Below are 24,236 nucleotides of genomic sequence, written 5' to 3'. Positions count from 1 at the left end.
ATGCTGCTTGAACGCGTTTCGGAGACGGCGCAGGTCGCAGAGGCGCTGCGGGACGCCGCGGCGGGCAGGTCCGCGCAGATCCTGCTGACCGGCCCGCTGGGCATCGGCCGCTCGGCGCTGCTCCAGGAGCTGCCCGGCTACGCCGGCCAGGAGGTGTACGTGCTGCGTGCCGGCGCGGCGCCGATGGAACAGGACTTCGCCTTCGGCGTGGTGCGCCAACTCTTCGACAGCCTGCTGGCGGTGGCCCCCGCGGAGGACCGCGAGCGCTGGCTGCGCGACGCCGGCTCCGCCCGGCTGGTCTTCGCCGACGACGCCCTGCCCGACGAGGAGAGCCCCGACTGCGCCTGCGAGGCGGTCCTGCACGATCTGCGCTCGCTGCTGGCGCGGGTGAGCGCGGACGCGCCGCTGCTGATCCTGCTGGACGACCTGCACTGGGCGGACACCTCCTCGCTGCGCTGGCTGGCCTACCTGGGCAAGCGCCTGAACGGCCTGCGGGTGGTGCTGGTCTGCACCGTGCGCGACGGCGACCCGCGGGCCCAGGACCCGCTGGTGCGCGAGGTGGTGGACAGCTCGACCCTGGTGCTGCGCCCCCAGCCGCTGTCGCCTGCGGCCGTGCGCACGATGGTGCGCCTGAAGTTCGGCGAACCGGGGGAGGAGGAGTTCGTCCGCGCCTGCCACGAGATCTCGGCGGGCAACCCGGTCTTCCTGCTCGCGGTCCTGGTGGGCCTGGCGGTCGGCGGCCACCGCCCGACCGCCGACCGGGCCCAGGCGGCCCGCTCGCTGCGCCCCCGTCAGCTCAGGGAGCGTCTGGCGAACTCGCTGCGCGCCCAGTCCACACCCGTGCGCGACCTCGCGGCGGCGATCGCCACCCTCGGCGAGCACGGCGACCCCGTGCTGATCGCCCGGCTGGCCGGACTCGACGAGATCGGCACCGAGCAAGCGCTGCGCGGCCTGCACCAGTTGGGGCTGCTGGCCGACGCGGGCGAACCGCGCTTCGTCCACCGCGTCGTCCAGGACGCGGTGGAGTCCTCGATGACCGTGGCGCAGCGCCAGTACTGGCACGAGTCCGCGGCGACCCGGCTCTACCAGGCGGGCCGTCCCGCCGAGCAGGTCGCAGCCCAGCTGATGGCCGTCGCCACCTCCAGCATGCCCTGGTCGGCGGCCGTGCTGCGGACCGCCGCCGACACCGCGGTCCGCCGCGGCGCGCCCGACGTCGCCGCCCGCTACCTGCGCCGCGCGCTGCTGGACAGCTCCGAGCAGGGCGAGGACCGGGCCCGGCTGCTCATCGACCTGGCCACCGCCGAGCGCTCCTTCGACACCTCGGCCTGCGAGCGGCACATCTCGCAGGCGATCCCGCTGCTGAGCACGGCCAGGGACCGGGCCGCCGCCGCACTGCGGATCTTCCCGGGCTTCCTGGGCACGCTGCCGCCCTCGGCCGTGGACCTGCTGCGCCGGGCCGCCGAGGAGCTCGGCTGCCCCGACCAGCTCAGGGGCTCGGCCCGCGACGTGGGACTGCGGCTGGAGGCGCGGCTGCGGCACTCCGCCCGCGAGGACGCGGCCGAACTGGCCGACGCCGTCGAGCGCCTGCGCCGGCTCGGCGAGGAGCCGGCGGTGTGCTCGGGCGCCGAGCGCGAGCTGCTGGCCGTGCTGCTCAACGCCGCGACGCTCAGCGCCGGCGTGCCGGCCGCCGAGGTCGCCCGGCACGCCAACCGGATCCTGGAACGCGAACCGGCGACCTCCGCCCGGTCCCGTTCGGTGCTGCCGCTACTGGCGCTGGGCTTCCTTGGCGCGGACTCGCTGCGCACGCTGTGCTCCTGGCACGCGACGGAGGAGCAGACCCGCCGGCACAGCGGCGCCGCCGTCGACGCGCTGGTGCACGCCGAACGCGCGCTGGTGTTCGTCGGCCTCGGGCGGCTGGCACCCGCTCGCGAGCATGTGGAGTCCGCCTTCGACCTGGGCCCGGCCGACTGGCAGGAGGCCGGGGACATCGCCACCGCCGCACTGTGCGCCGTGGCCCTGGAGGTGCGCGACCCGATGTTCACCGAGCGGGTGCTCTGCCACCTGGGCCGCCACCAGCCGGCCGGTCTGATCTCCACCGGACTGCGACGGCTGCTGGAGGGCGCGGCCCAGGCGCAGCGCGGCCACTGGAGCGACGCGCTGGACACCGTGCTCGCCGGCGGCCGGACGTTCGAGGCGGCGGGCTGGCACAACTCCCTGCTGTTCCCCTGGCGCCCCTGGGCGATCGGGCTCTACCGCCGACTCGGTGACACCCGCTCGGCGCTGGTGCTCGCCGAGGAGGAGCACGGGCGCGCCACCGCCTGGGGCGCGCCCGCCGCGGTGGGCCGCGCGCTGCGGCTGCACGGCGCACTGCTGAGCGGCGAGCCGGGCACCGCGCTGCTGCGCGAGGCGGTCGAGGTGCTGCGCGGCTCCGCCAACGAGCTCGAACTCGCCCGCACCCTGCGAGCGTTGGGCAGGCGGCTGGGCGACGGCGGGCAGGCGCAGGCGGTCCTGCGGGAGGCCGCCGTGCTGGCCCGCGCCTGTGCGGCCCCCTGGCGGACGGAACGCGGCGCTCCGGCCGGCGAGGAGGCGCCCGGCGCGCCCGGCGGCGCCGCGCCCGAGGCCCTGCTGACGCCGACCGAGTCCCGGGTTGCGGCGCTGGTCACCCGGGGGCTGACCAACCAGGAGATCGCCGGCGAACTCGGGGTGAGTTCGCGCGCGGTGGAAAAGCACCTGACGAATTCCTACCGGAAACTCGGGACCCCTGGCCGGCGTGAGTTCGTGGCGCTCTGGAAGGGCTCCGATCCCGCCGTCGTCTGACCTCGGTTCCTCCTTCAGCTGGGCTCTGACCTGCACGGACGTCGGACCGTACCGTACCGAACCACCGAACCCCGCGGTACGGACCGAACCCCCGGGGCGGGCGACCACGGGGTTGGCGGTGGCGGCCCGAGTGGCATTGACCACCTTGCCTCAACCTATCTAGGGTTAATTACAGACCTCACCCGAAGAGCGGATTCCCAGCCACGGGTGACGATGTCGCGAAGGCTCGTTTCCGAGCAGCCCAATGTCATGAGGAGAATGAGTTCCTTGACGATTTTCGCTCCCGAACTGGTCGATCTGGCGCAGGCGCTGGCACAGGAGCCCGGCGGAACGGCGCAGGGCGCAGGGCAGGTCGGGCGGCCCGACCTGGACATGGCCTGCCTGGACCGGTCGCTGACCATCCAGCAGGCGAACCAGGAGTTCTTCCGCAGGTTCGGCCGCTCCTCGGTGGAGCTGTGCGGACGTACCTTCAGCGACCTGGTGCACCCCAGCGTCCAGCAGCCGTTGCAGCGCCAGTTCTCCGGCCTGCTGGAGGGCCGGCGCGACCGCTTCGCCACCGAGGTGATCGCGGTGGGAGCCGACGACACGGCATTCACCGTGCCGCTGGCGGCCGTTGCCGTGCGGGACGGCTCACCGGACGTCACCGCGATCCTGGTGATGATGACCGCTCAGGAGGACGGCGCGCCCGCCGCGGGCGCGGGGGTCGCCAGCAGCCGCAAGAAGATCCTCAGCGAGATAGACGCGCGGATCCTGGAGGGGATAGCCGCCGGCGTCTCCACCGTCCCGCTGGCGGCCAGGCTCTACCTGAGCCGGCAGGGCGTCGAGTACCACGTGACCTGCCTGCTGCGTAAGCTCCGGGTCCCCAACCGGGCCGCGCTGGTCTCCCGGGCCTACTCGATGGGCGTGCTCAAGGTCGGCGTCTGGCCGCCCAAGGTGGTCCCGGACTACGTCAAGTAGCGATGCCCAACGGGCCTGCTGCCGACGGGGGTTGACCGGACGGCAGGTCCGCGCCGGCGGGCTCGGCGATGGCGCACAGCACCAGCCCGCCGCTGATCAGCCAGCGGCCGCGCAGCCGGTGCAGCGGCCGGCCGTGGCGCAACAGCGGTGAGGGCACCAGGAGGTGGGCCTCGAAGGTCGCGGCGGCCGGATCGACGGTGATCCTGGCGTCCTCGAAGCCGAGCGGACGGGCGGTGGCGGGGGACCACGCCTTGTACACCGCCTCCTTGAGACTGAACAGCAGCCGGTCCCAGTGCGTCCCCGGCGCGCTTCTCCCCAACTGCCGTACCCAGAGCCGCTCCTCGCGCAGCGATACGGTCTCCAGGATCCCCTCGGGCAGGGCGGAGTGCGGCTCGGCGTCGATGCCGATCATGCTGATCCGCTCCGAGCGCGCGACGGCCGCCGCCCGGTAGCCGACGCAGTGCGTGATGCTCCCGACGACGGAGTCGGGCCAGCGCGGTGCCCCGCGCGGACCGGGCAGCAACGGATCGGGCGGCAGCCCGAGTTCGGCCAGCGAGCGGCGGGCGCACCAGCGTCCGGTGGCGAACTCGCGGCGCCGCGACTCCACGGCGTCCCGGACGACCAGGGCCTCCCTGGGATGCAGCCGCACCTGCGCCGGATCGCCGAAGGACTCGGAACTCACCACTCCGGACGGAAGAATGCGTTCGATCACCAGCGCAGTCTATGGATCCACCACTGGTGGATTCCTTACAGAATGTCGTACGGGACCGCGGCATACCGTGCGCGAAGTTCGTCGAGCACCGCCTCGTCCCCCGGGAACCCCACCGCGTCGACGGCGCTGACCGTGCGGACGCCGATCGAGGTGTTGGTGGCGAAGGCGGCGCGCATCGAGGGCAGTTCACCGATCGGGACGGGAACCGTGACGTCGCCCCCGCTCGCTTCCTTGAGCAGGCGCATGGTGATCCCGGGCAGCACGTCCGCCTGCGGCCAGCGCACCTGGCCGCGCCCGTCCACGAAGCCGATGTTCCAGGTGCTGCCCTCCGCGATCCGGCCGTCGCGCTCGACCAGCAGCGCGTCGTCGAAGCCGGCCAACTGCGCCTCCCTGCGCAGCCGGACCTGGCTGTAGAGCCCGACGTGCTTGACCGCCGCGTGGTCGCGGCTGAAGGTGAAGCTCTTCGCCGTCAGCGGCGGCGGGGTGGAGCCGGCGGCGGCGCGGGTGGTGATCAGGACCACCGGGTCCGCGTCCGCGCCGGGGCGCAGCAGCTCGAGCGCCGGATCGAAGACGGTGACGCGCGCGGTGAGGGTGCCGGGCCGCACGCCGACCTCCCGGCGCAGGTACCCGCGCACCCGCTCGGGGTCGAGCCGCGCCCCGAACACGGCCTGGCAGTCGCGGACCAGGCGCTCCAGGTGCAGCGAGAGGCCGCGCACCGCGCCGTCGGTCACCAGCATGGTGGTGAAGTGCCCGTAGTTCATCAGGGCCAGGGTCTGCAGCGCGTCCAGGGACGCCGGTACTCCGTTGACGGTAGCCATGGCCGCCATTGTGACAGCGGGAAAGTCTCGGGTTTTCCCCAGCGTTTTCGCTGCATGATGTGGCCTCGCGACGCCGCGAACGCGGGGCGCGACGAGCAAGCAGAAGGGCCCGCCATGCAGCCGACAACCTTCACAGAGCACATCGAGGACGCGATCCAGGTTCTCGTCGGCACGGGAAACGTGATCGCGCCCCGGCAGGAGGCGGAGGCTCTGGCGGCTCACGTCTTCGGCGCGGACCCGGCGGCACTCGCCCCGAACGGCCGACCCGGCGAAGCGGCGGCCGCCCGCTTCGCCGACCTGCTGGGCCAGCGGGCCGAGGGGGTGCCGCTGGGCCACCTCACGGGGGTGGCCGCGCTCGGCGGCATCGAGGTGGAGGTCGGGCCCGGGGTGTTCGTGCCCCGGGCGCAGAGTGAGGCGCTGCTCGACCATGGCCTTCGCACCACCGAGCACCTCGCGGCCCCGCTGGTGGTCGACCTCGGCACCGGATCCGGGGCGCTCGCACTGGCGGTGGCCCACCGGCGGCCCGAGGCCACCGTGCACGCGGTGGACTGCGACCCGCACGCGCTCGCGTTCGCCCGCCGCAACAGCGCGCGGCGCACCGCCCTCGGGGACACCCCGATCGTCCTGCACGAGGCCGACCTCGCCGACCCCGACCTGCTGTCCGCACTGGACGCCACCGTGCACCTGGTGCTGGCCAACCCGCCCTTCATGCCCGACGAGGCCCAGCTCCCACCGGAGTTCGGGGTCCACCAGCCGCAACTGGCGGTCTTCGGCGGCCCTGACGGCCTGCGCGTGATCCGCCAGACCGTGCACACCGCGGGCCGGCTGCTGGCGCCCGGCGGCAGCCTCGTCCTCGAACACGGCCATCTGCACGCCGAGTCGGTCGCGGCGCTGCTCACCGCCGACGAGCGCTTCGACGCCGTCCGCGGACACCAGGACCGCTACGGCTATCCGCTCTACACCGTCGCCGTCCGCGTCCAGAGCCCTCATTGATGCTGCGTCAGGATTTCAGCGTCCAGGACTGGCCGGGCGCGGCCGCGTTGGCCGGGTCGGTCACCGCCGTGGAGCCGGCGGCGGTGCCGGAGGCGTCCAGCGCCAGGCCGGTGCCGACGTTGGTGATGCCCAGCGCGCCGGTCGCGGTGTTCTGTACGACCCGCCACTCCTGCCAGGGGTTGCCTGCCGAGTAGTTCAGCAGGTAGGCGCTGCCGACTCCGCCGCCGCCGGCGAGGACGGTGTGGACCTGCGTGCCGGTGTTGCAGTTGTCGCTGATCCGGACGGTTCCGTCGGGATTGGCGGTGAAGGTCCACTGCTCGGAGGTGTGCGTCGGGTCCCAGGCGTTGACGTCGGCGTTGGCGCCGAGCGCGGCGCTACAGGTGCCGGCGACCTCCAGCACCTGGCCGCCGGTGCCACCGGCGCTGATGCTGTGGTACCTGCCGTCGCCGACGACGGTGGCGGGGATCGTGCTGGGCAGCGCGCTGAGCCGGTACATGGCCACGGCGCTCGGGGCCAGCGAGGCGCTGAGGGTGCCGCCGGCGGAGGCGGTGACGTTGGCGGAGGTGCCGCTCCACAGCTCCTTGGCGTTGTAGCCGGGCCCGGTCAGACCGAGCGCGCCGAGGCTGGTGCCGACGGTCTGGCTGTTGGCCGGGTCCTGGTTGATCAGGAGGACAGCGGTGTCACCGTTGGCCAGCTGGCGCTTGAGAACGACGGGCGCGGTCGGCGAGTTGGGCGCGCTGCCGACCAGGGTGGCGGGCTTGGTCAGAGCGTCCTGGTCGACCGCGATCACGCCGGCGTTCTTGTAGATCGCCAACGAGTCGGCGTTGATGCCGGTGGACCAGTTGACGCCGTTGTAGCTGTGCTGGGACTGCGCGGCGGTGCGCAGGTCGGCGCCGGAGATCAGCGGCGAGGCCATCATCGACAGGATCGACACCTCGGTGCGCGACTCGTCGTCGGTGAACGACTTGGCACGGACGTCGTTGTCGGTGACGCCGTACACGCCGTACGGGTCGTTCCAGCCGGTGAACATCATGTCCATGTCGTTCCAGCTGCCCGGCCGCACGTTGCCCGAGTCCAGCAGCGCGGTCTGCAGCTGCCCGTTGTAGAGGACGCCGCTGATCTCGCTGTCGCGGTCGCCGCCGATCCGGCAGAGGTTGGCGACCTGGCCGCACCAGGTGCCGGTGGGGGCGTAGCCGGGGGAGCTGTACTGCGGGGTGCCGGCGGCCAGGATCACCGGGTCGGTGCGGGCCGGGTCGTTCGCGTTGAGCAGGTACGGGACGCCGCTGTGCACGGGCTGCGCCGAGACGCTCATCACCACCTTCGGGCGGCCCTGCGCGGCGGAGGCGGCGTCCAGATCCTTCTGGAAGGTCTGCACCCGGGCGTACATGGACTCGGTGAGTTCCTTGCCCTCGCCCTGCGTGTAGTAGTTGTGCCCGTCCGGTCCGACGATCTGCGGGCCGTAGGGGCAGTCGTCGTACTTGACGTAGTCGACGCCCCAGGACACGAAGTCGGTGGCGTCGGTGCTCTCGTGGCCCAGGCTGCCGGGGTGGCCCTGGCAGGTGGTGTAGGTGTCGGTGCCGTAGAGGCCGAACTTCATGCCCTTGCTGTGCGCGTACCAGGCCAGGTACTGGATGCCGTTCACGGTCTGCCCGTTGACGACCTGGCTCGGGAAGCGGTCCGGGCTGGGGACCAGGTGGCCCGACGTCGGGTCGTTGCCGGTGCCGTCGGTGCCGAGCACCGGGTTGCCGTTGCCGTCGTACAACTGCATGGCGTTGTACGCGTTCTTCACCAGGTCGGTGCTCTGGTCGCTGCGGTGCGAGAGCGACCAGCCGTCGTCGATCGTCACGGTGTTGTAGCCCGCCGCCACCAGGCCGTTGGCCGACATGTAGTCGATGGTGTCGGAGACCTGCTGCTCGGTGACGCCCGTCCCCAGGCTGTTCCAGGAGTTCCAGCCCATCGGCGGCGTGAGCGCGGTCCCGTTGTCCAGGGCGGCGGCCGGGGTCGCCGCCACCAGGGCACCCGCCCCGACGCTGACGGCGAGCCCGGGGACGGTCAGGGCCAGCGTCAGCAGGACGCTGGGCAGGCGGCGGATTCTTCGTGATGCGCGCAAGGACGACTCCGGGGGGTGGGAACAAAAACGAACAGCGCGGACGCGAGCCCTCGCCCGGTGCGAAACCCTGACCGGCAAGGGGCTGTCGTGCGTTGCAGCGTAATGGCACATGTCACACATCAACAGTCCCTGTGCGCGACGATGTTGATTCGTGATGGATTGCGTTCGCCTCTACAGGTCCGCCGGCGCCAGTGCCCGGACGGCCGTGATGGTGTCGGCCTCCTGCGCCGTCTTGTCCGTGCGATAGCGCAGCACCCGGGCGAAGCGCAGCGCCAGCCCGGCCGGGTAGCGGGGGCTGCGCTGCAGCCCGTCGAAGGCGACCTCCACCACCAGCTCCGGCCGCACCCGCACGGTCCGGGCGTCCCGCCCGACCTCGCGCAGCAGCAGCTCGCGGGTCTGGAAGGCGAGCATCTCGTCCGTGAGCCCCTTGAAGGTCTTGCCCAGCATCACCCACTCGCCGGTGCCCTCGGCCAGCCCGCCCGCGCCGTCCCGCCGGGCTCCCAGGTGCAGGTTGCTCAGCCACCCCCGGCGCCGCCCGCTGCCCCACTCGGCGGCCAGCACCACCAGATCCAGGGTGTGCCGGGGCTTGACCTTGATCCACCCGGCTCCCCGGCGCCCGGCCGCGTACCGGGCGCCGGGGTCCTTGACGACGACGCCCTCGTGGCCGTGCGCCAGCGCGTCGCGGAAGAAGGCCTCGGCCTCGCCGCGGTCGTCCGTCACCAGCCGCGGCACCCGCAGCTCCGGCGGGACGGCCTCGGCCAGCTCCGCGAACCGCTGCTCCCCGGGCAGGTCGAGCAGGGTGCGGCCGTCGCGGTGCAGGAGGTCGAAGAAGAAGACGCTGAGCGGGACTTCGGCGCGCAGCGCCTCGGCGTCGCGCTGCGAGGCGGTGCGGGCGGCGGTGACCTGGAAGGGCCGCGGCCGACTGTCCGCGCCCAGCGCGATGGCCTCGCCGTCCAGGACGGCCGAGCGCACCGGCAGGCCGAGTGCCGCCTCGACCACTTCCGGGACGCGGGCGGTGATGTCGTCCAGGCTGCGGGTGTGCACGCTGACCCGCCCGCCGTCGCGGTGCACCTGGACCCGGATCCCGTCGAGCTTCCACTCCAGCGCGGCGGGGCTGATCCGCTCCAGCGCGCTCGCGACGTCCGGCGCGGCGGCGGCGAGCATCGGCCGGACCGGGTGCCCGACCTCCAGGCCGAACGCGCGCAGCGCCGGGGTACCTCCCTCCAGCGCGGCCCGGGCGACCGCCGCCGCCGAGCCGCGGAACATCAGTGCCCGCCGGACGTCCGCGGCCGGGACGCCCGCCGCCGCGGCGACGGCGTCCCCCAGTACGGCGTCCAGCGCGCCCTGGCGCAGGTCGCCACCCAGCACCCGGCGCAGGAAGTCCTGCTCGTCCGCCGTGGCGCGGGAGAAGAGGAGGGTCAGCAGCCGGCGGCGCTCGGGCTGCGAGCCGGGTCCGTGGACGCCTGCGACGGCGAGCAGCGCTGCCTCGGTCTCGGCGATGCCGAGCTGTGCGCGCTCGGCCGGCGGCGGCAGCTCGGGCAGCGTCGCCGGGCCCACCCCGATCCGCAGCCGGCGGGACTCCCCGGAGAGCAGCAGCACCGCCGCGTGCAGATCAGCGGGTGGCAGACCGCGCAGCAGCTCGGCGAGCAGGGCGGTTTTCGCCGTGCGGGCCGGCTCCGCAGCCGTCGCCCGGGAGGCGGCGGCGACCTGTTGCAGCAGCATGCGCCCATTCTGACGGTGAGCGTGCTCACACGCCCTTGGAGACCTACGATCCCCGGTAGTTGATCGTTCTCACGGTCCGCTGCTGGCCGACCCCGCAGCTGGGGGGTTCGGGGTCGCGGCGGGTGCCCGTGCGGGGTGCTACCGGGTTCCAAACCTGCCAGAGCTCAAAAAAATGTCCGAAATGCACCAGATTAGAAGGTTTAGAACACCCAGAGTGCCCTCCCCGGCGAGCTCCAGAACCACCGGAAATCCGATGTTTACTACGACCGAGCGTCGTAACAACGGGTCTTGGCAGCTGGCGAGCGGCCCGCTAACAATGGCGAAGTCGTCAGACGCCGCAGCAACCTGTCACGCTGCGGCGCCCGTTCAGGCCCTCGCTCCATGAGGCGCCCCGCGCCCCGTCCCGATCCTTCGGCCCCTGTCCGGCCGCTGGTCCTGGTGGACGGGAGCGCAGCCAACCGATTGAGGCTTACTTCTCCATGCGAATTTTCTCCACCCGTCTGCGCACTTCGGTCGCGCTGCTCGCCTCCGCCGCCGGTATCGCCACCCTCGGCAGCGTGGTCGCCCCCGCCGTCGCCAGTGCCGCCACCCCGGCCTCCTCCGCGCAGGCCATCGCCGCGCAGATCGTGCCGGCCAACCAGCTGGCCTCGTTCGAGCAGATCGTCTCGCACGAGAGCAGCTGGAACGTCTCGGCCACCAACGCCTCCTCCGGCGCGTACGGCCTGGTCCAGGCGCTGCCCGGTTCCAAGATGGCCTCGGCCGGCGCGGACTGGAGGACCAACCCCGCCACCCAGATCAAGTGGGGCCTGGACTACATGAACTCCCGTTACGGCAGCCCGAACGCTGCCTGGGCGTTCTGGCAGAACCACCACTGGTACTGATCGGCCCTCACCGCCGCGGGCAGTAGTCCGCGGCGATAGGTACGGTCGTCCTGTCCCCCCAAGCCACTCCTGAGGCGCCCCGGGCGTCGGACAGGGGCTCCCGGGGCGAAGAACGGAAGGGGCTCGGCACGCGTCAGCGCGCCGAGCCCCTTTCTTCATCCCTTCCCGGACGACCACCACGGCGCCCACGCCCGCACCAGCGCGGCACGGGAACAGGCACCGCAGCCGCACCGCGGCGTGGCCGCCCACCCCGTCCGCTTCGCCCACTCGGCGTGCACCACGCCGCGATCAGCCCGTACGACTCGATTGACGGTCCTCATGCCGACCTCCGCAGAGCTCCGGTGGTGGTTCCCGGACCGCCGGACCCCGGCCGTCCACTCACCACGCTAGGTGCCGCACAACCGCGAACCGTAGTACCCCGGGGTGCACCTCCACCCCCGGCTGGTACCGCGGTACCACTGTCAGGGCCGTACCAGCGCGTCCAGTCTCAACTTCGGCTGAGCCGACCGACAGGATCCGGGGAAGACTGAGGTCATGTCCCTGGAAGCGGATCGCCTGATGCTCCGGACCGCGGTCGAGGAGGCACGCGCGGGCCTCGCCGAGGGCGGCATCCCGATCGGGGCCGCGCTCTACGGGCCCGACGGCGCCACCCTGCTCGGCCGCGGCCGCAACCGCCGCGTGCAGGACGGCGATCCGTCGATGCACGCGGAGACCGCCGCCTTCCGCGCGGCCGGGCGCCGGCGCTCGTACCGCGGAACCACGATGGTGACGACCCTGTCGCCGTGCTGGTACTGCAGCGGCCTGGTCCGCCAGTTCGGCATATCCCGGGTCGTCGTCGGCGAGAACCGCACCTTCGAGGGCGGCCACGGCTGGCTGGCCGACCACGGGGTGCAGATCGTCATCCTGGACGACCCCGAATGCGCCGCCCTGATGCAGGAGTTCATCGCGGCCCGCCCCGACCTCTGGAACGAGGACATCGGCCTCTGATCCTGCGTCAGCTGACTCTCGGTCAGAACCACCTCGTCATCGGCTTGCTGGACTCGGGCATGTCGACCAACTCCGCATCCGCCTCGGCCGCCGCCAGGCCGGGCTGTTGGTAGATCCCCAGGACGTTCCCCGCGGGATCGCGGAACCAGGCGAACTGCACCTCGGCGTCCTCGTCGACCGGGCGGACGATCTCGCCGCCGGCGGCGGTGATCGCCACGACGGTGGCGCCCGCGTCCGCGACCATGATCGACACCACCAGTCCGGGCTCGGTCGCCGGGGCCCGGCCGACCACCCACCGGCCGCTGACCCCGCCGACGGTGTCGTCGAAAGCGACCCGGCCGTCGCTGTCGTGCCGGACCGCCCAGCCGAAGGCGCGATGGTAGAAGTCGGCGGACCGTTCGGCGTCGACGGCCGGAATCTCCAGGTAGCAGATCTTGCCGGTCCGATATCCCGGCACGGCCGAGCTGGTCATGGCGGCTCCTCCGCGTCCTGGTCCGCTGCCTCTGTCGCCGAAGCGGCGTCGCTTGCATTCTCCGCCTGCCCGGCCGCCCGGGCGAGGCCAACGCCGCCGACCGCAGCCAGTGCCGTCGTCCCCGTCAGACCTGGTAGCGGTCCGGCGCAAAGGCGTCCAGGTTGGCGGCGACCCAGGCCGAGGTGCGTTCCAGGCCTTCGGCGAGCTCCACCCGGGGCTTCCAGTCGGCCAGTTCGCGGGCCCGGGAGTTGTCCGAGAGCAGCCGCTCGACCTCGCTGCCGGACGGGCGCAGCCGGGCCGGGTCCACCACGACCCGGGCCGGTCGGCCCGAGGCGGCGATCAGGGCGTGGGCCAGGTCGCCGATGGAGACCTCGCTGCCGGTGCCGAGGTTGACCACCTCGCCCAGCGTCCGGTCGCTGGCGGCGACGGCGAGGAAGCCCTCGGCGGTGTCGCCCACGTAGGTGAAGTCCCGGGTCGGGGTGAGCGATCCGAGCCGGATCTCGGTTGCCCCGGAGTGCAGTTGGGCCAGGATCGCGGGGATCACCGCGCGGGCGGACTGGCGCGGGCCGTAGGTGTTGAAGGGGCGCACCACCGAGACGGGCAGCTCGAAGGAGTGGTGGTAGGAGAGCGCCATCATGTCCGCGCCGATCTTCGAGGCGGAGTACGGCGACTGCGGTTGCAGGGGGTGCTGCTCGCTGATCGGCGCGGTGATCGCGGTGCCGTAGACCTCGCTGGTGGAGGTGTGCACCAGGCGGGCGCCGTGGCGCAGGCAGGCGCTCGCGACGTTCTGGGTGCCCACCACGTTGGTCTGCACGTACGCCTCGGGCGCCTGGTAGCTGTACGGGATGCCGATCAGCGCGGCGAGGTGGAAGACGGTCTCGCAGCCCTCCACCGCGTCCAGCACCCGGCCGGCGTCGCGCACGTCGCCGGCCGTCATCTCCACCTCGCCGGTCGCCAGGTAGCGGGCGAGGTAGCCGCGCTCGGCGTACGGCTTGTAGTGCACCAGGGCGCGCACCCGGGCGCCGCGGGCCACCAGCAGGTCCACCAGGGTGCTGCCGATGAAGCCCTCGGCGCCGGTGACCAGGACCTTGCGGCCGTTCCAGTACTGCTCGTCGTTCGTGTTCATGTCTTCCTCCGTGCTCATGCGTGGGTTTCGAAAGGGGTGCGGGCGGGCCGGCCCGCGGTGCGCAGCACCTTGGCCGCGAGCAGGTCCGCCGCTTGGGCGTGGGTGCCGGGGTCGGCCGCCTGTCCCATCGCGGCCAGCCGCCGCGGGTCGGCGAGCAGCGGTTCGGCCAGCTCGGCCAGGCGCTCGCCGGTGCACTCGGCGTCGGCGAGCAGCAGGCCCGCGCCGGCGTCGGAGAGGACCCGGGCGTTGTGGGTCTGGTGGTCGTGCGGCGCGTGCGGATAGGGGACCAGGACGGCGGGGACACCGACCGTGCACAGCTCGGCGACGGTCGACGAGCCCGCCCGGCAGACCACCAGGTCGGCGGCGGCGTAGGCGAGGTCCATCCGGTCCAGGTAGGGCACCGGCGCGGCGATCGGCGAGTCGGCCAGCCGGGCGCGGACGTCGGGGTAGGCGGCGGGGCCGGTCTTGATCAGCAGGTGGACGTCGGTGCGGTGGCGCCAGCGCTCGGCCAGGGCGACGGCGGCCTCGGTCAGCCGGGTCGCGCCGAGGCTGCCGCCGTTGAACAGCACCAGCCGGGCGCCCGGCGGCACGCCGTAGGCCCGGCGCGCCTCGGCCCGCAGTGCCGCTCGGTCCAGCGCGGCGACCGCGCCGACCAGCGGCATGCCGACGGTCTCGGCGGCGGTACCGGAGGGCAGGTGCGCCCGGGTCCGGTCGAAGGCGAGGGCGACGTGCGGGGTGAGCCGGGCCGCGAAGCGGTTGGCCCGGCCGGGGACGGCGTTGGACTCGTGGATGACGCTCGGCAGTCCGGCGAGCCTCGCCCCGACGATCACCGGGGCGCTCGGGTAGCCGCCCATGCCCACCGCGATCTGGGCGCCCTGGGCCCGCAGCAGCTCCTGGCACTGGCGCCCGGATCGCAGCAGTGCCGCGGGCAGCAGGTAGCGGCGCAGGCCGAGCGCCGCGTCGAAGGGGATCATGTCCACGGTGTGCAGCTGGTAGCCGGCCTCCGGGATCAGTCGGGTCTCCAGTCCGCGAGCAGTGCCCACAAACGAGATCACTGCTCTCGGTTCGACTCGGCGCAGCGCTTCGGCCAGCGCGAGGCCGGGGTAGATGTGCCCGCCGGTGCCACCGGCGCCGATCACCACCGAGAGGGTGGGCGGGTCGGATCGTCGTTCTGTCGGTTCTTCGGTCCGCATGCTCCGCAGCCTGGCGAGCGGGCCTAAGAGAGTTCTAATAGCGCTGTTTGAGAGGGTTGTCCCCATGAGCAACCAGCTGAGGATCCTGGTCGTGGACGACGACCCGGAGGTGCGCGGCGCCGTCGAGGACGGCCTGGCGGTCGAGGGCTACGCGGTGCGCGGCGCCCCGGACGGCCTGGCGGCCCTGACCGAACTGAGCCGCTGGCAGCCCGACGCACTCGTCCTGGACGTGCTGATGCCGGTGCTGGACGGCCTCGCCGTCTGCCGCCGGCTGCGCGCCATCGGCGACCGCACACCCGTCCTGGTGCTCACCGCCCGCGACTCGGTCAGCGACCGGGTGGACGGCCTGGACGCCGGCGCGGACGACTACCTGGTGAAGCCCTTCGCCCTGGACGAGCTGGCCGCCCGCCTGCGCGCGCTGCTGCGCCGCACCGCCCCCGACCTGTCGGGCGCGACACCCGGCACACCCGGAGCAGACGGCACGATCGCCGCCGGCGACCTGACGATCGACCCGGCCACCCGCACCGGACGTCGGGCCGGCCGACTTCTGGAGTTCTCGCGCACCGAGTTCGCCCTGCTCGAACTGCTGATGCTGCACCCGGGACAGGTGCTGCCGCGCGAGGTGATCATGGAGCGCGTCTGGGGCGTCGACTTCGGCCCGGACTCCAACTCGCTGGCCGTCTACATCGGCTACCTGCGCCGCAAGCTGGAGGCCGGCGGCGAGCCGCGCCTGGTGCACACGGTGCACGGCGTCGGCTACCGGCTGGACCCGTCGCTGGACCCGGCGTGAGAGCGCACGCCCGCTGGCGCCGCCGCCGCCCGCTGCGCACCCGCCTCGCGCTGGCCGGCTCGGCCGCCGTCGCCCTGGTGGCGCTGGGCGTGTGCGCGGCGGCCTTCACCATCGTCCGCTACGAACTGCGCCACCAGCTCGACCTGCACCTCGTCCAGCAGGTCACCCTGCTCCAGCAGCAGGACCGCAACCGCGCGCCCGGCGTCGTCTACGGCGAGTGCGGCTACCTCGCCGCGCCCGCCTGCACCCAGATCGTGCCCGCGTCCGCCGCCGCCGACCCGGTGGCCGCGTCGTACCTGCTGCCGGTGACCGCCGCCACCCGGCAGGTGGCGGCCCACCGCCGCGGCGCGTACTACACGGATGTCCAGGTCAGCGGCCACCCGGCGCGGATGTACAGCGCGCCGTTCGCCGCCGGGCAGGCGGTCCAGGTCGCGCTGCGCTCGGACGCCGTCGAGCAGGGCGTGCGCCAGGCGGGGGAGTTGATGGCGGCGGTGGCGGGCGCGGGCGTGCTGCTCGCGGGTGCGCTCGGCTACGTGCTGGCCCGCACCGGCCTGGCGCCGGTGGCCCGGCTGACCGCGACGGCCGAGCGGATCGCCGCGACCCGGGACGCCGGCCTGCGCATCGAACTGCCGCCGGGGCCGCCGTCGGGGCGCGGCGAGGACGAGGTGACCCGGCTGGCGGTCAGCTTCAACACGATGCTCGGCGAGCTGGAGCAGTCGGTCGCCGCCCAGCGCCGACTGGTCGCCGACGCCTCCCACGAGCTGCGCACCCCGCTCACCGCGCTCCGCACCAACGCCGAACTCCTGGCCCGCGCCGAGCGGTTGACGCCGGCCCAGCGGGAGCGGGCATCGGCCGGGCTGCACCGCCAGCTGCGCGAGGTGACCGGCCTGGTGAACGACCTGATCGAGCTGGCCCGGGACGAGGAGCCGCAGCCGCTGCTGGAGCAGGTCCGCCCGGCCGCACTGGTCGAGCACTGCGTGTCCGCCGCCCAGGACCACTGGCCCGGCGTGGCGTTCGACCTGGTCCTCGCGCCGGAGACCGTCGACCTCGCCCTGCCGGGCGTACCCGCGCGGCTGGCCCGGCTGCTCTCCAACCTGCTGGACAACGCGGCCAAGTTCAGCCCACCGGGCGGACCGGTCGAGGTGACGCTGACCGGCTCCCCGCTGGACCTGCTCGAACTCACCGTCCGGGACCACGGCCCCGGCATCGCGTACGAGGACCTCCCGTACGTCTTCGACCGGTTCTACCGGGCGTCGGCCGCCCGCGCGCTGCCCGGCTCCGGACTCGGGCTCGCGATGGCCCGGCAGATCGCCCAGGCGCACAGCGCCGAGCTCACCGCCGAGCGCGCTCCGGGCGGCGGGGCGCTGTTCCGGCTGCGCTTCCCCACCGCCCGGTCTGCCGCCGGTCCTAGCAGGTGAAGTCGACGGAGTAGAAGGTCACGTAGTGGTCGGAGGTGTAGTAGTCCTCCTGGCTGCCCTCGCCGGTGATGATCCGGCGCGTGCCGCGGGTCCGAGCACCCGGGGTGATCACGGTGTACTCGTGGTAGTAGCCGACCGGCTCGTCCGGCAGGACGCCCTCGCGGTTGTCGAAGACCACGCCGTCCTGGCTGAACGGGAACGGCCCGTCGCTGGCGATGAGGGAGAGCGTGTCGTCGGCCTGGCTGGGCAGCGCGCTCTGGCAGACGCTGCCGCTGACGTCGGCATGGGCGACGCCCGCGAAGCCCACGACGGGGGCGAGGGCGAGCAGGGCGGCGGTGAGGACGGAGGCGGCGCGTGCCCTCGGGGCACGGAAGGTGTTTCTCATGCCAGGAGTGTGACGTCCTGTCAGCACTGCTGGGAACGGCCTCCAGAAGTCTTCATGTCCACGTAAACAATCGGCTGCTGACGGTATGTCTCCTGGCAAGGCCCCGAATCCCCGGCCTCATCCGCCACTGCCGTCCGGTAAATGAACGAGCTTTAACAGCACGGGACTTGGGATGTTCACCGAGCACTTTCCGGTCCGCCGTGCCGCGCGTGAAAAGTTCACCTTTTCGCCAGTCCACGGACAAGCGTCGGCTCACTCCGCGCCCCTACTCTGAACCCGAACCACCGCACCGCCGTACCGAAGCCCGGGCTGCACCCCGCCCGGTGGCCCCCACCGCTCCGCCGTCACACCATGGACCCACGGGTCGGTGTGGCGGGCTCCCGCGTGTCCGTGTCCGTCTCCCTCCCCTGAGCCGGCAGCCAGGCCCGGCTCGTTCCCTCCTGGAGTCCCCATGCGTTCGAGGTCACGTCTCGCCGGGCTGTGTGCCGTCGCCATGACGAGTGTCGTCGCGCTGTCCACCGCCATGACCACCACCAGCTCCGTCGCCGCCCCCGCCGTGACGGCCAACGCCCTGCCGCTGCCGTCCCACGTCGTGGTCGTGGTGGAGGAGAACCACTCCTACGACGACATCATCGGCGACACCGCCGACGCCCCCTACATCAACTCGCTGGCCGACCAGGGCGCGCTGATGACCTCCTCGTTCGGTGTCAGCCACCCCAGCGAGCCCAACTACATGGCCCTGTTCGGCGGCAGCACCTTCGGCCTGAGCTCCGACGCCTGCCCGGTCTCCGAGGGCAGCAAGGCCAACCTCGGCTCCGAACTGCTCGCCGCCGGTGACACCTTCAAGAGCTACTCCGAGAACCTGCCCTCGGCCGGCTCCACCAAGTGCACCGCGACGGGCGGCTACGCGCGCAAGCACGCGCCGTGGGCGAACTTCAGCAACATCCCGGCCGCCGACCAGCAGCCCTTCAGCGCCTTCCCCGCGGACTCCACGGGCTACAACTCGCTGCCCACCGTGTCGTTCGTGATACCGAACCTCAACGACGACATGCACGACGGCACCATCGCCGACGGCGACTCCTGGCTGCAGAGCAACCTGTCGAACTACGCGACCTGGGCGGCGGCGAACAACAGCCTGCTGATCGTCACCTGGGACGAGGACGACTACACCGAGAGCAACCAGATCCCCACCATCGTCGTCGGTGCGCACGTGGCCCAGGGCCAGTACAGCGAGACGATCAACCACTACAACCTGCTCGCCACCCTGGAGCAGATGTACGGCCTGCCCAAGGCCGGCTCCAGCAGCACCGCTGCCACGATCAGCGACATCTGGAACTAAGGCCGACCGGCAAGCCCGCCCCTTCGCCCCGGCCACCCCACGCGGGTGGCCGGGGCGAGCCGGCCCGACCGAGGGACCCCACCCCGATGCCGCTGACCCCCTCCCCCCGCCCCCGGCTGCGCACCGCGCTGATCGGCCTACTGGTGCTGGGCTCCGCCGCACTGTCCGGCTCGGCGCCCGCCGACAGCACCCCGCCGCTGCCCGGCGGCGCCCTCAAGATCACCACCACCAGCTGCGGCACGGCCCCCGCCCGTCTCCCGGCCGGCCGGATCTCCTTCGACGTCACCAACGGCTCCAACGTCTACGCGACGGTCTTCGTGGTCTCGGCCGACGCGAGCCTCGCCTACGCGGAGATCCCCTGGCTCGGCCCGTACAAGACCCTCCCGCTGGCCACCACGCTGACGGGCGGCCGGTACGCGATCCGCTGCGTCTTCTCCAGCGGCCCGGTGGTCACCACCGGCGCCGTGCAGGTCGACGGCACCGCCGCCGACGCGGTGGCCGGCTACCTGCCGATGTCCGACAAGGAGCTGACCGCGCCGGTCAACGCCTACCGCGCCTACGTCGAGCAGGCGCTGCCCGCCCTGCTGGCGGCCGGCCGCACCCTGGACGCGGACGTGGCGCGCGGCGACCTGGCGGCGGCCCGCACCGACTGGCTCACCGCGCACCTGGACTACGAGCGCCTGGGCGCCGCCTACCACTCCTTCGGCGACTTCGACGACGCCCTGAACGCGATGGCGAACGGCCTGCCGCAGGGCGTCGACACCCCGGACTGGACCGGCTTCTTCGCGCTGGAGTACGGCCTGTGGCACGGCCGCTCCGCCGACCAGCTGCGCCCGCTCAGCAGCCAACTGGTCAGCGACCTCGCCAACCTGATCGACGACTTCCCCAGCGAGGACACCGACCCGGGCGACCTGCCGCTGCGCGCCCACGAGATCCTGGAGAACGCCCTCCAGTTCCAGCTCACCGGCATCGCCGACTACGGCAGCGGCAGCACGCTGGCCACCCTGGGGGCCAACATCCAGGGCACCGAGGAGCTGATCACCGTCCTCACCCCGGTGATCAGCCCGCGCGACCCGGCCCTGCTCACCCGGCTGAACAGCGAACTCCCCGCCTACGCAGCCGAAGTGGCCTCCGACCAAGCCTCCGGCGGTCGGCCGACCCCCACCCAGCACGCCCACCTCGACTCCGACCTCGGGCAGCTGCTGGAGCAACTCGCCGTCCTCCCCAACCTGCTCACCCCGAGGAATCACGCGTGACCGCGCCCGAAGACGCCCAGCCCCTCCCCGCCCAGTGCCCGATGGCGCCGCAGGCCGGCCCGCCGACGCAGGGCCGGCGCGCCTTCCTGCGCCGGGCCGCGATCGGGGCCGGCGTCGGTGCGGGCGCGCTGGCGGGCGCGTTCGCGGCCACCGCCGTCGCCGGCTCCGCCGCCGGTGCGTCCGGCCGGTCCATCCCGTTCTTCGGCCCGCACCAGGCGGGCATCACCACGCCGCCCCAGGCAGCGGCAACGATCGTCTCGTTCACCGTCCTGGCCGCCGACCGGGCAGCCCTGGCGGCCCTGTTCGCGACGCTGACCGAGCGCATCCGCTTCCTGACCGCCGGCGGCCCGGTGCCGGCCACCGACCTCGCCTCGCCGCCCACCGACAGCTCCACGCTCGGTCCGGTGCTGCCGGCCGACGGGCTGACCGTCACCGTCGCCGTGGGCGCCTCGCTCTTCGACGGCCGCTACGGGCTGGCCGCCCGCAGGCCCGCCCAGCTGGTGGCGATGCCGGTCTTCCCGGACGACGACATGGCCGGCTCGACCGAACTGCACGGCGACCTCTCGCTGCAGATCTGCGCCGACTCGCGCGACACCGTGATGCACGCCCTGCGCGACATCACCAAGCACACCCGCGGTTCCCTGCAACCGAGTTGGAAGATCGACGGGTTCCACGCCGCCCCCCGCCCGTCCGGCACCCCGCGCAACCAGCTGGGCTTCAAGGACGGCATCGCCAACCCCGACACCGCCGACGGGTCCGTCGCGGACGCCGTGCTGTGGACCCACGGCGGCGCGAACGGCGAGCCGGCCTGGGTGGAGGGCGGCTCGTACCAGGTGGTGCGCATCATCCGGATGCTGGTCGAGTTCTGGGACCGGGTCTCGCTGCACGAACAGGAGACGATGATCGGCCGCCGCCGCGACTCCGGCGCACCGCTGGACGGCACCACCGAGTCCGACACCCCCAACTACGCGGGAGACCCGCAGGGCCTGCTCACCCCGATGACCGCCCACATCCGCCTCGCCAACCCGCGCACCACCGACACCGCGAACCAGCAGATCCTGCGCCGCGGCTACAACTACGAGCGGGGGCTGGACAAGGACGGCAACCTGGACGTCGGCCTGCTGTTCTGCTGCTACCAGCAGGACGTGGCACGGCAGTTCGCGACCGTCCAGCAGCGGCTGGCCGGCGAGCCGCTGGTCGACTACATCTCGCCGACCGGCGGCGGCTACTTCTTCGCCCTGCCCGGCGTCAGGGCGCCGGGCGACCACCTCGGCTCGGCCCTACTCGCCTGAAGTCTGCTGGACATCGAACTCGTACCAGCTCCACTCCTCCGCCGCCCGGTAGCCCAGGGCGCGGTTGATGGCCAGCATGTGCGTGTTGTCGTCGTTGTTGAAGGTCTGCACCCATCGCGCCGCGGGGAACCCGTCGAGCATCCACAGCGTCTGCGCGGCCTTCAGGCGCAGGCCGAGTCCCCGGCCGCGGTGGGCGCGCACCACCCCGGTGTCCCAGATGTCCAGGGCCTGTGCCCCATCCGCCGCGCTGACGAACATGGTGAACCCGGCGACCTCGCCCGCCGCGGTCACGGCCGCCAGGACGTTGCGCTGCACACCCGCCAGCACCGACAGCCGCTCGCGCTCGCGCAGCAGCTCCAGGTCGTGCGCGGCGTGCTCGTACACCAGGTCCCCCTGCGGGGCGTCGTCCATCGCCGCCATCGCGGCGCAGAAGGACTCGGCCAGCTCCGGCGGGCAGTGGTCCGTCCAACGCGCCAGCGTGTACCCGGCGTTGAGCTGCGAGGGCTCGGCGGCCGAGGCCAGCCGGTCCCGCGAGACGCCCGCGAGGTCGAGCACGGACCTGATCGCCACCTCGACCCGGCGGCCTCCGCGCGCCGTCATCAGCGCGTCCGCGGGCAGCGCGGACGCGCTGATGACGATCACCCGCGAGCGCCCCAACTCCGCGCCCGCCGCCAGCACTTCGGCGTACAGCGCCGAACCCGCACCGCGTCGGCGGGCCTGCGGTGAGACCCAGACGGAGACGGTCAGCAGGTCGAGGTTGGCCTCCTCCTCCCACTCCGCGATCGCCATCCCCTCGGCGACAACCGCCTCAGCGTCGGCGAAGGCGGCGAACACCCTGACCCCGGCCCGGTGGTCGGCCAGGCACCACAGCCGCAGCGTGCCGGCCGCCAGGGCGGGGAAGCCGGGCATCTGCTCGGCGAGCACCGCCTGAGCGACCGGGAGCACGGCGGCCAGGTCCTCGGCCCTGTCGGCGGGCCTGAGCTCGCGAATCTCCATCCCCCCAAGAAAGCACGTGCCCAGCAGGGCGCGCCAGCGGATTTCCCCGCCGGCGCGCCCTCCGCAGGGCTCAGCGCGGGTGGACCTCCAGGAAGGCCCGGACGGCGGACTCCAGCGCGCCCTCGATCCAGGCGGGCTTGAGGCTGGTGTGCTCACCGGCGAAGTGCACCCGGCCCTCCACCGTGCGCGCGGCGGGGTGCAGTTCGTGCAGCTGGCCGGGGGTGAACATGACCGCCTCGCCGAGCGCGTAGCGGGCGCGGGCCCAGGACTGGGTGGCGCCGACGCCGGTGAACTCGGTGCGGACCTTGGGCCCGAAGAGGCGTTCCATGTCGTTCAGTGCGAAGGCGTAGCGCTCGCCCGGGGTCAGGGAGTCCCAGCGCATCGCGTCGTCCGACCAGGTGTAGGCGGCCAGCACCACGCCGCCCGGCGAGCCGTCGGGGGCGTGCGAGGGGAAGTAGGTGAAGCGGCTGGCGCTGTCGGCCACGCAGCCGCCGCCGGTGAAGCCGCCCTGCCCGTTCTCCCAGAAGCGGGTCTTGAACTCCAGCAGCACCTTGGTGGCCGAGTCGTAGTGCAACTCGTTGACAGCGCGCCGCTTCTGGTAGCTCATCAGCGGCTGGATGTCGCAGAAGCGCAGGGCGCTGAACGGGACGGTGATGATGGCGTAGTCGCCCTCGAAGACCTCGGTGGGGTCGGTGGGGGCGCCGTCGCAGGACTCCTCGTCGCCGCTCTCGGAGGTGGTCTCGATGCGCACGCCGGTGTCGGTCTGCACCAGGCGGGTCATCCGCCGGTTCATCCGCAGCTCGCCCTGAAGCGGCGCGGCCATCGCCTGGGTGAGGGTGTCGGTGCCGCCCTCCAGCTCCCAGTAGCGGTTGGTGGGGCTGATGATCGAGTGGTCGATGAGGGTGGGGACGATGGAGTAGTGCAGGCGGGAGGTCATGTTCTCCAGCGTGCCGACGGCCTGGACGGTGGGCAGGTCCCAGCCGGCCTCCTCCACCAGGAAGCGGTGGGTGGAGTAGCCGTCGTACTTCTGGAAGATCGTGGACCAGGCGGCGAGCTGGTCGCCGATCGGGCCGTCGGGGACGGTGACGCCCGCGAAGGCCCGGTCGACGGCGGCCGAGGTGGTGCTGTCCAGCTTGGTGCCGAAGGTGGCGTTGACGGCGCGCGGGGACTGGGCGTACGCCGCGCGGGTGCTCTGCGCGCCGTTGACGGAGATCTTGGTACGGAAGTTGGCGGTCGGCGGCGTGAACGGCGCGCGCTGGCGCCCGGTGTCGCCGTTGCTCCAGGTCTCGCCGGTGAAGGAGCGGTAGGAGACCGGCGGGATGTCGCCGGTGGCGTTCGCACCCGGGGTGACGTCCACGTTGTAGAACAACTGGCGCTTGAGGCCGAGCTTGTCGGCCAGCGCCAGCACCAGCGGGTGGAAGTCGGGCAGCCGCATCGCGCCGGCCTCGGCGTGCAGCGCCTTGTCCTGGAAGATCCCGCGGAAGGTCTTGACCCGGCCGCCGACCCGGCTGCCGTTGGCCTCGATGATCACCACCTCGTGCCCCGCCGCCTTGAGCAGGCCGGCGGCCGCCATCCCCGCGACGCCGGCGCCGACGATCAGCACCTTCTTGCGCGCGGCCCGGGCCGGCATCTTGCCGTCGATCAGGATCTTCAGATAATCCAGCTTCAGGTCGCTCTGCTCGTCGTCCGAGACGAGCAGCATCTTGCGTGCCAGGTCGCGGCCCTGGGCTTCGTCCGCCCCTCCGCTGCTGCTGCTCGGCCCGGTCGCGGACGGCTGCGCCGAGGCCCGGCCGACAAGCCCGGCACCTCCCGCGACGGCGGCGACGGCGGCCGCCGAACCGAGTACGGCACGCCGGGAGGGGCGAGGACGCCCCGGGGTGGGGTCGGGCTGACTGGTGGACAGGTCCATGAGAACTCCAGGGACATCGGAAGCAGGAAGTCGGAATCACCCGCTCAACCGGCCCCGGCTCGT

Annotated in this window: 20 protein-coding genes; 10 read left to right on the top strand and 10 right to left on the bottom strand. The window is 72.9% G+C overall.

Annotated elements, in window-relative coordinates:
• Entirely contained in the window at positions 1–2,817 is a 2,817-nt protein-coding gene (locus P3T37_RS15775; RefSeq protein ID WP_280724270.1) for a LuxR family transcriptional regulator, read from the top strand.
• A gap of 372 nt (positions 2,818–3,189) precedes the next feature.
• Positions 3,190–3,774 carry a PAS domain-containing protein gene (locus P3T37_RS15770; protein ID WP_280724326.1) on the top strand — a complete coding sequence of 195 codons (585 nt, stop codon included), beginning with the start codon at positions 3,190–3,192 and terminating at the stop codon, positions 3,772–3,774.
• Here P3T37_RS15770 and P3T37_RS15765 read toward each other — a convergent pair.
• Together P3T37_RS15765 and P3T37_RS15760 are read right to left on the bottom strand one after the other, a co-directional pair.
• The gene (locus tag P3T37_RS15765; RefSeq protein ID WP_280724269.1) at positions 3,767–4,486 is read right to left on the bottom strand and encodes a 4'-phosphopantetheinyl transferase superfamily protein; all 720 of its coding nucleotides are present in this window, start codon (positions 4,484–4,486) and stop codon (positions 3,767–3,769) included. The genes P3T37_RS15770 and P3T37_RS15765 overlap by 8 nt on opposite strands.
• Positions 4,487–4,521: 35 nt before the next feature.
• The gene (locus tag P3T37_RS15760) at positions 4,522–5,304 is read right to left on the bottom strand and encodes an aminotransferase class IV (protein WP_280724268.1); all 783 of its coding nucleotides are present in this window, start codon (positions 5,302–5,304) and stop codon (positions 4,522–4,524) included.
• A 114-nt stretch (positions 5,305–5,418) separates the two neighbouring features.
• Here P3T37_RS15760 and P3T37_RS15755 point away from each other — a divergent pair, with 114 nt between their 5' ends.
• Positions 5,419–6,297, top strand: coding sequence for a HemK/PrmC family methyltransferase (locus P3T37_RS15755; protein WP_280724267.1), 879 nt, complete (start codon positions 5,419–5,421; stop codon positions 6,295–6,297).
• A 7-nt stretch (positions 6,298–6,304) separates the two neighbouring features.
• On the opposite strand, the gene P3T37_RS15750 is transcribed toward P3T37_RS15755, so the two are convergent.
• The gene (locus P3T37_RS15750) at positions 6,305–8,407 is read right to left on the bottom strand and encodes an alpha-galactosidase (protein ID WP_280724266.1); all 2,103 of its coding nucleotides are present in this window, start codon (positions 8,405–8,407) and stop codon (positions 6,305–6,307) included.
• Between the two features lie 171 nt (positions 8,408–8,578).
• Complete coding sequence (locus P3T37_RS15745) at positions 8,579–10,129, bottom strand: ATP-dependent DNA ligase (RefSeq protein WP_280724265.1); 1,551 nt, start codon at positions 10,127–10,129, stop codon at positions 8,579–8,581.
• Positions 10,130–10,608: 479 nt separating this feature from the next.
• Between P3T37_RS15745 and P3T37_RS15740 the strand changes: the two genes are divergently transcribed.
• Both P3T37_RS15740 and P3T37_RS15735 read left to right on the top strand, forming a co-directional pair.
• Entirely contained in the window at positions 10,609–11,010 is a 402-nt protein-coding gene (locus P3T37_RS15740) for a transglycosylase SLT domain-containing protein (protein WP_280724264.1), read from the top strand.
• Between the two features lie 534 nt (positions 11,011–11,544).
• Positions 11,545–11,997 carry a nucleoside deaminase gene (locus P3T37_RS15735; protein ID WP_280724263.1) on the top strand — a complete coding sequence of 151 codons (453 nt, stop codon included), beginning with the start codon at positions 11,545–11,547 and terminating at the stop codon, positions 11,995–11,997.
• A gap of 22 nt (positions 11,998–12,019) precedes the next feature.
• Here the strand turns inward: P3T37_RS15735 and P3T37_RS15730 are convergent, their stop codons facing one another.
• The 3 genes from P3T37_RS15730 to P3T37_RS15720 form a co-directional block, all read right to left on the bottom strand.
• Positions 12,020–12,469, bottom strand: a complete 450-nt coding sequence (locus tag P3T37_RS15730; protein ID WP_280724262.1) for a VOC family protein — start codon at positions 12,467–12,469, stop codon at positions 12,020–12,022.
• A gap of 124 nt (positions 12,470–12,593) precedes the next feature.
• Positions 12,594–13,595, bottom strand: a complete 1,002-nt coding sequence (locus tag P3T37_RS15725) for an SDR family NAD(P)-dependent oxidoreductase (RefSeq protein ID WP_280724261.1) — start codon at positions 13,593–13,595, stop codon at positions 12,594–12,596.
• 14 nt (positions 13,596–13,609) lie between these two features.
• Positions 13,610–14,788 (bottom strand): UDP-N-acetylglucosamine--N-acetylmuramyl-(pentapeptide) pyrophosphoryl-undecaprenol N-acetylglucosamine transferase, encoded by a 1,179-nt coding sequence (locus P3T37_RS15720; protein WP_280724260.1) that lies wholly within the window; start codon positions 14,786–14,788, stop codon positions 13,610–13,612.
• A gap of 64 nt (positions 14,789–14,852) precedes the next feature.
• Here P3T37_RS15720 and P3T37_RS15715 point away from each other — a divergent pair, with 64 nt between their 5' ends.
• Together P3T37_RS15715 and P3T37_RS15710 are read left to right on the top strand one after the other, a co-directional pair.
• The gene (locus tag P3T37_RS15715) at positions 14,853–15,578 is read left to right on the top strand and encodes a response regulator transcription factor (protein WP_280724259.1); all 726 of its coding nucleotides are present in this window, start codon (positions 14,853–14,855) and stop codon (positions 15,576–15,578) included.
• A complete protein-coding gene (locus P3T37_RS15710) occupies positions 15,575–16,996 on the top strand; it encodes a HAMP domain-containing sensor histidine kinase (RefSeq protein WP_280724258.1) in 1,422 nt (473 codons plus the stop codon). Before P3T37_RS15715 ends, P3T37_RS15710 begins: the two co-directional genes overlap by 4 nt.
• Here P3T37_RS15710 and P3T37_RS15705 read toward each other — a convergent pair.
• Positions 16,986–17,381: a ribonuclease domain-containing protein gene (locus tag P3T37_RS15705; RefSeq protein WP_280724257.1), complete on the bottom strand. Its 396-nt coding sequence runs from the start codon at positions 17,379–17,381 to the stop codon at positions 16,986–16,988. The two genes, P3T37_RS15710 and P3T37_RS15705, sit on opposite strands and share 11 nt — an antisense overlap.
• 493 nt (positions 17,382–17,874) lie before the next feature.
• Between P3T37_RS15705 and P3T37_RS15700 the strand changes: the two genes are divergently transcribed.
• The 3 genes from P3T37_RS15700 to efeB all read left to right on the top strand — a co-directional run bounded on the left by P3T37_RS15700 (position 17,875) and on the right by efeB (position 21,268).
• Positions 17,875–18,720, top strand: a complete 846-nt coding sequence (locus tag P3T37_RS15700; protein ID WP_280724256.1) for an alkaline phosphatase family protein — start codon at positions 17,875–17,877, stop codon at positions 18,718–18,720.
• An 86-nt stretch (positions 18,721–18,806) separates the two neighbouring features.
• Complete coding sequence (locus P3T37_RS15695) at positions 18,807–19,976, top strand: EfeM/EfeO family lipoprotein (protein WP_280724255.1); 1,170 nt, start codon at positions 18,807–18,809, stop codon at positions 19,974–19,976.
• A gap of 41 nt (positions 19,977–20,017) precedes the next feature.
• Entirely contained in the window at positions 20,018–21,268 is a 1,251-nt protein-coding gene (gene efeB / locus P3T37_RS15690) for an iron uptake transporter deferrochelatase/peroxidase subunit (protein ID WP_280724325.1), read from the top strand.
• Here the strand turns inward: efeB and P3T37_RS15685 are convergent.
• Together P3T37_RS15685 and P3T37_RS15680 are read right to left on the bottom strand one after the other, a co-directional pair.
• Positions 21,257–22,264, bottom strand: coding sequence for a GNAT family N-acetyltransferase (locus P3T37_RS15685; RefSeq protein WP_280724254.1), 1,008 nt, complete (start codon positions 22,262–22,264; stop codon positions 21,257–21,259). The genes efeB and P3T37_RS15685 overlap by 12 nt on opposite strands.
• A 70-nt stretch (positions 22,265–22,334) precedes the next feature.
• Positions 22,335–24,173 carry an FAD-dependent oxidoreductase gene (locus P3T37_RS15680; protein ID WP_280724253.1) on the bottom strand — a complete coding sequence of 613 codons (1,839 nt, stop codon included), beginning with the start codon at positions 24,171–24,173 and terminating at the stop codon, positions 22,335–22,337.
• Between the last annotated feature and the right edge of the window lie 63 nt (positions 24,174–24,236).

This window comes from Kitasatospora sp. MAA4 (assembly GCF_029893355.1).
Lineage (GTDB): Bacteria > Actinomycetota > Actinomycetes > Streptomycetales > Streptomycetaceae > Kitasatospora.
The sequence above is the reverse complement of the archived record's forward strand: the minus strand, read 5'-3'. Positions and strand labels throughout refer to the sequence as shown.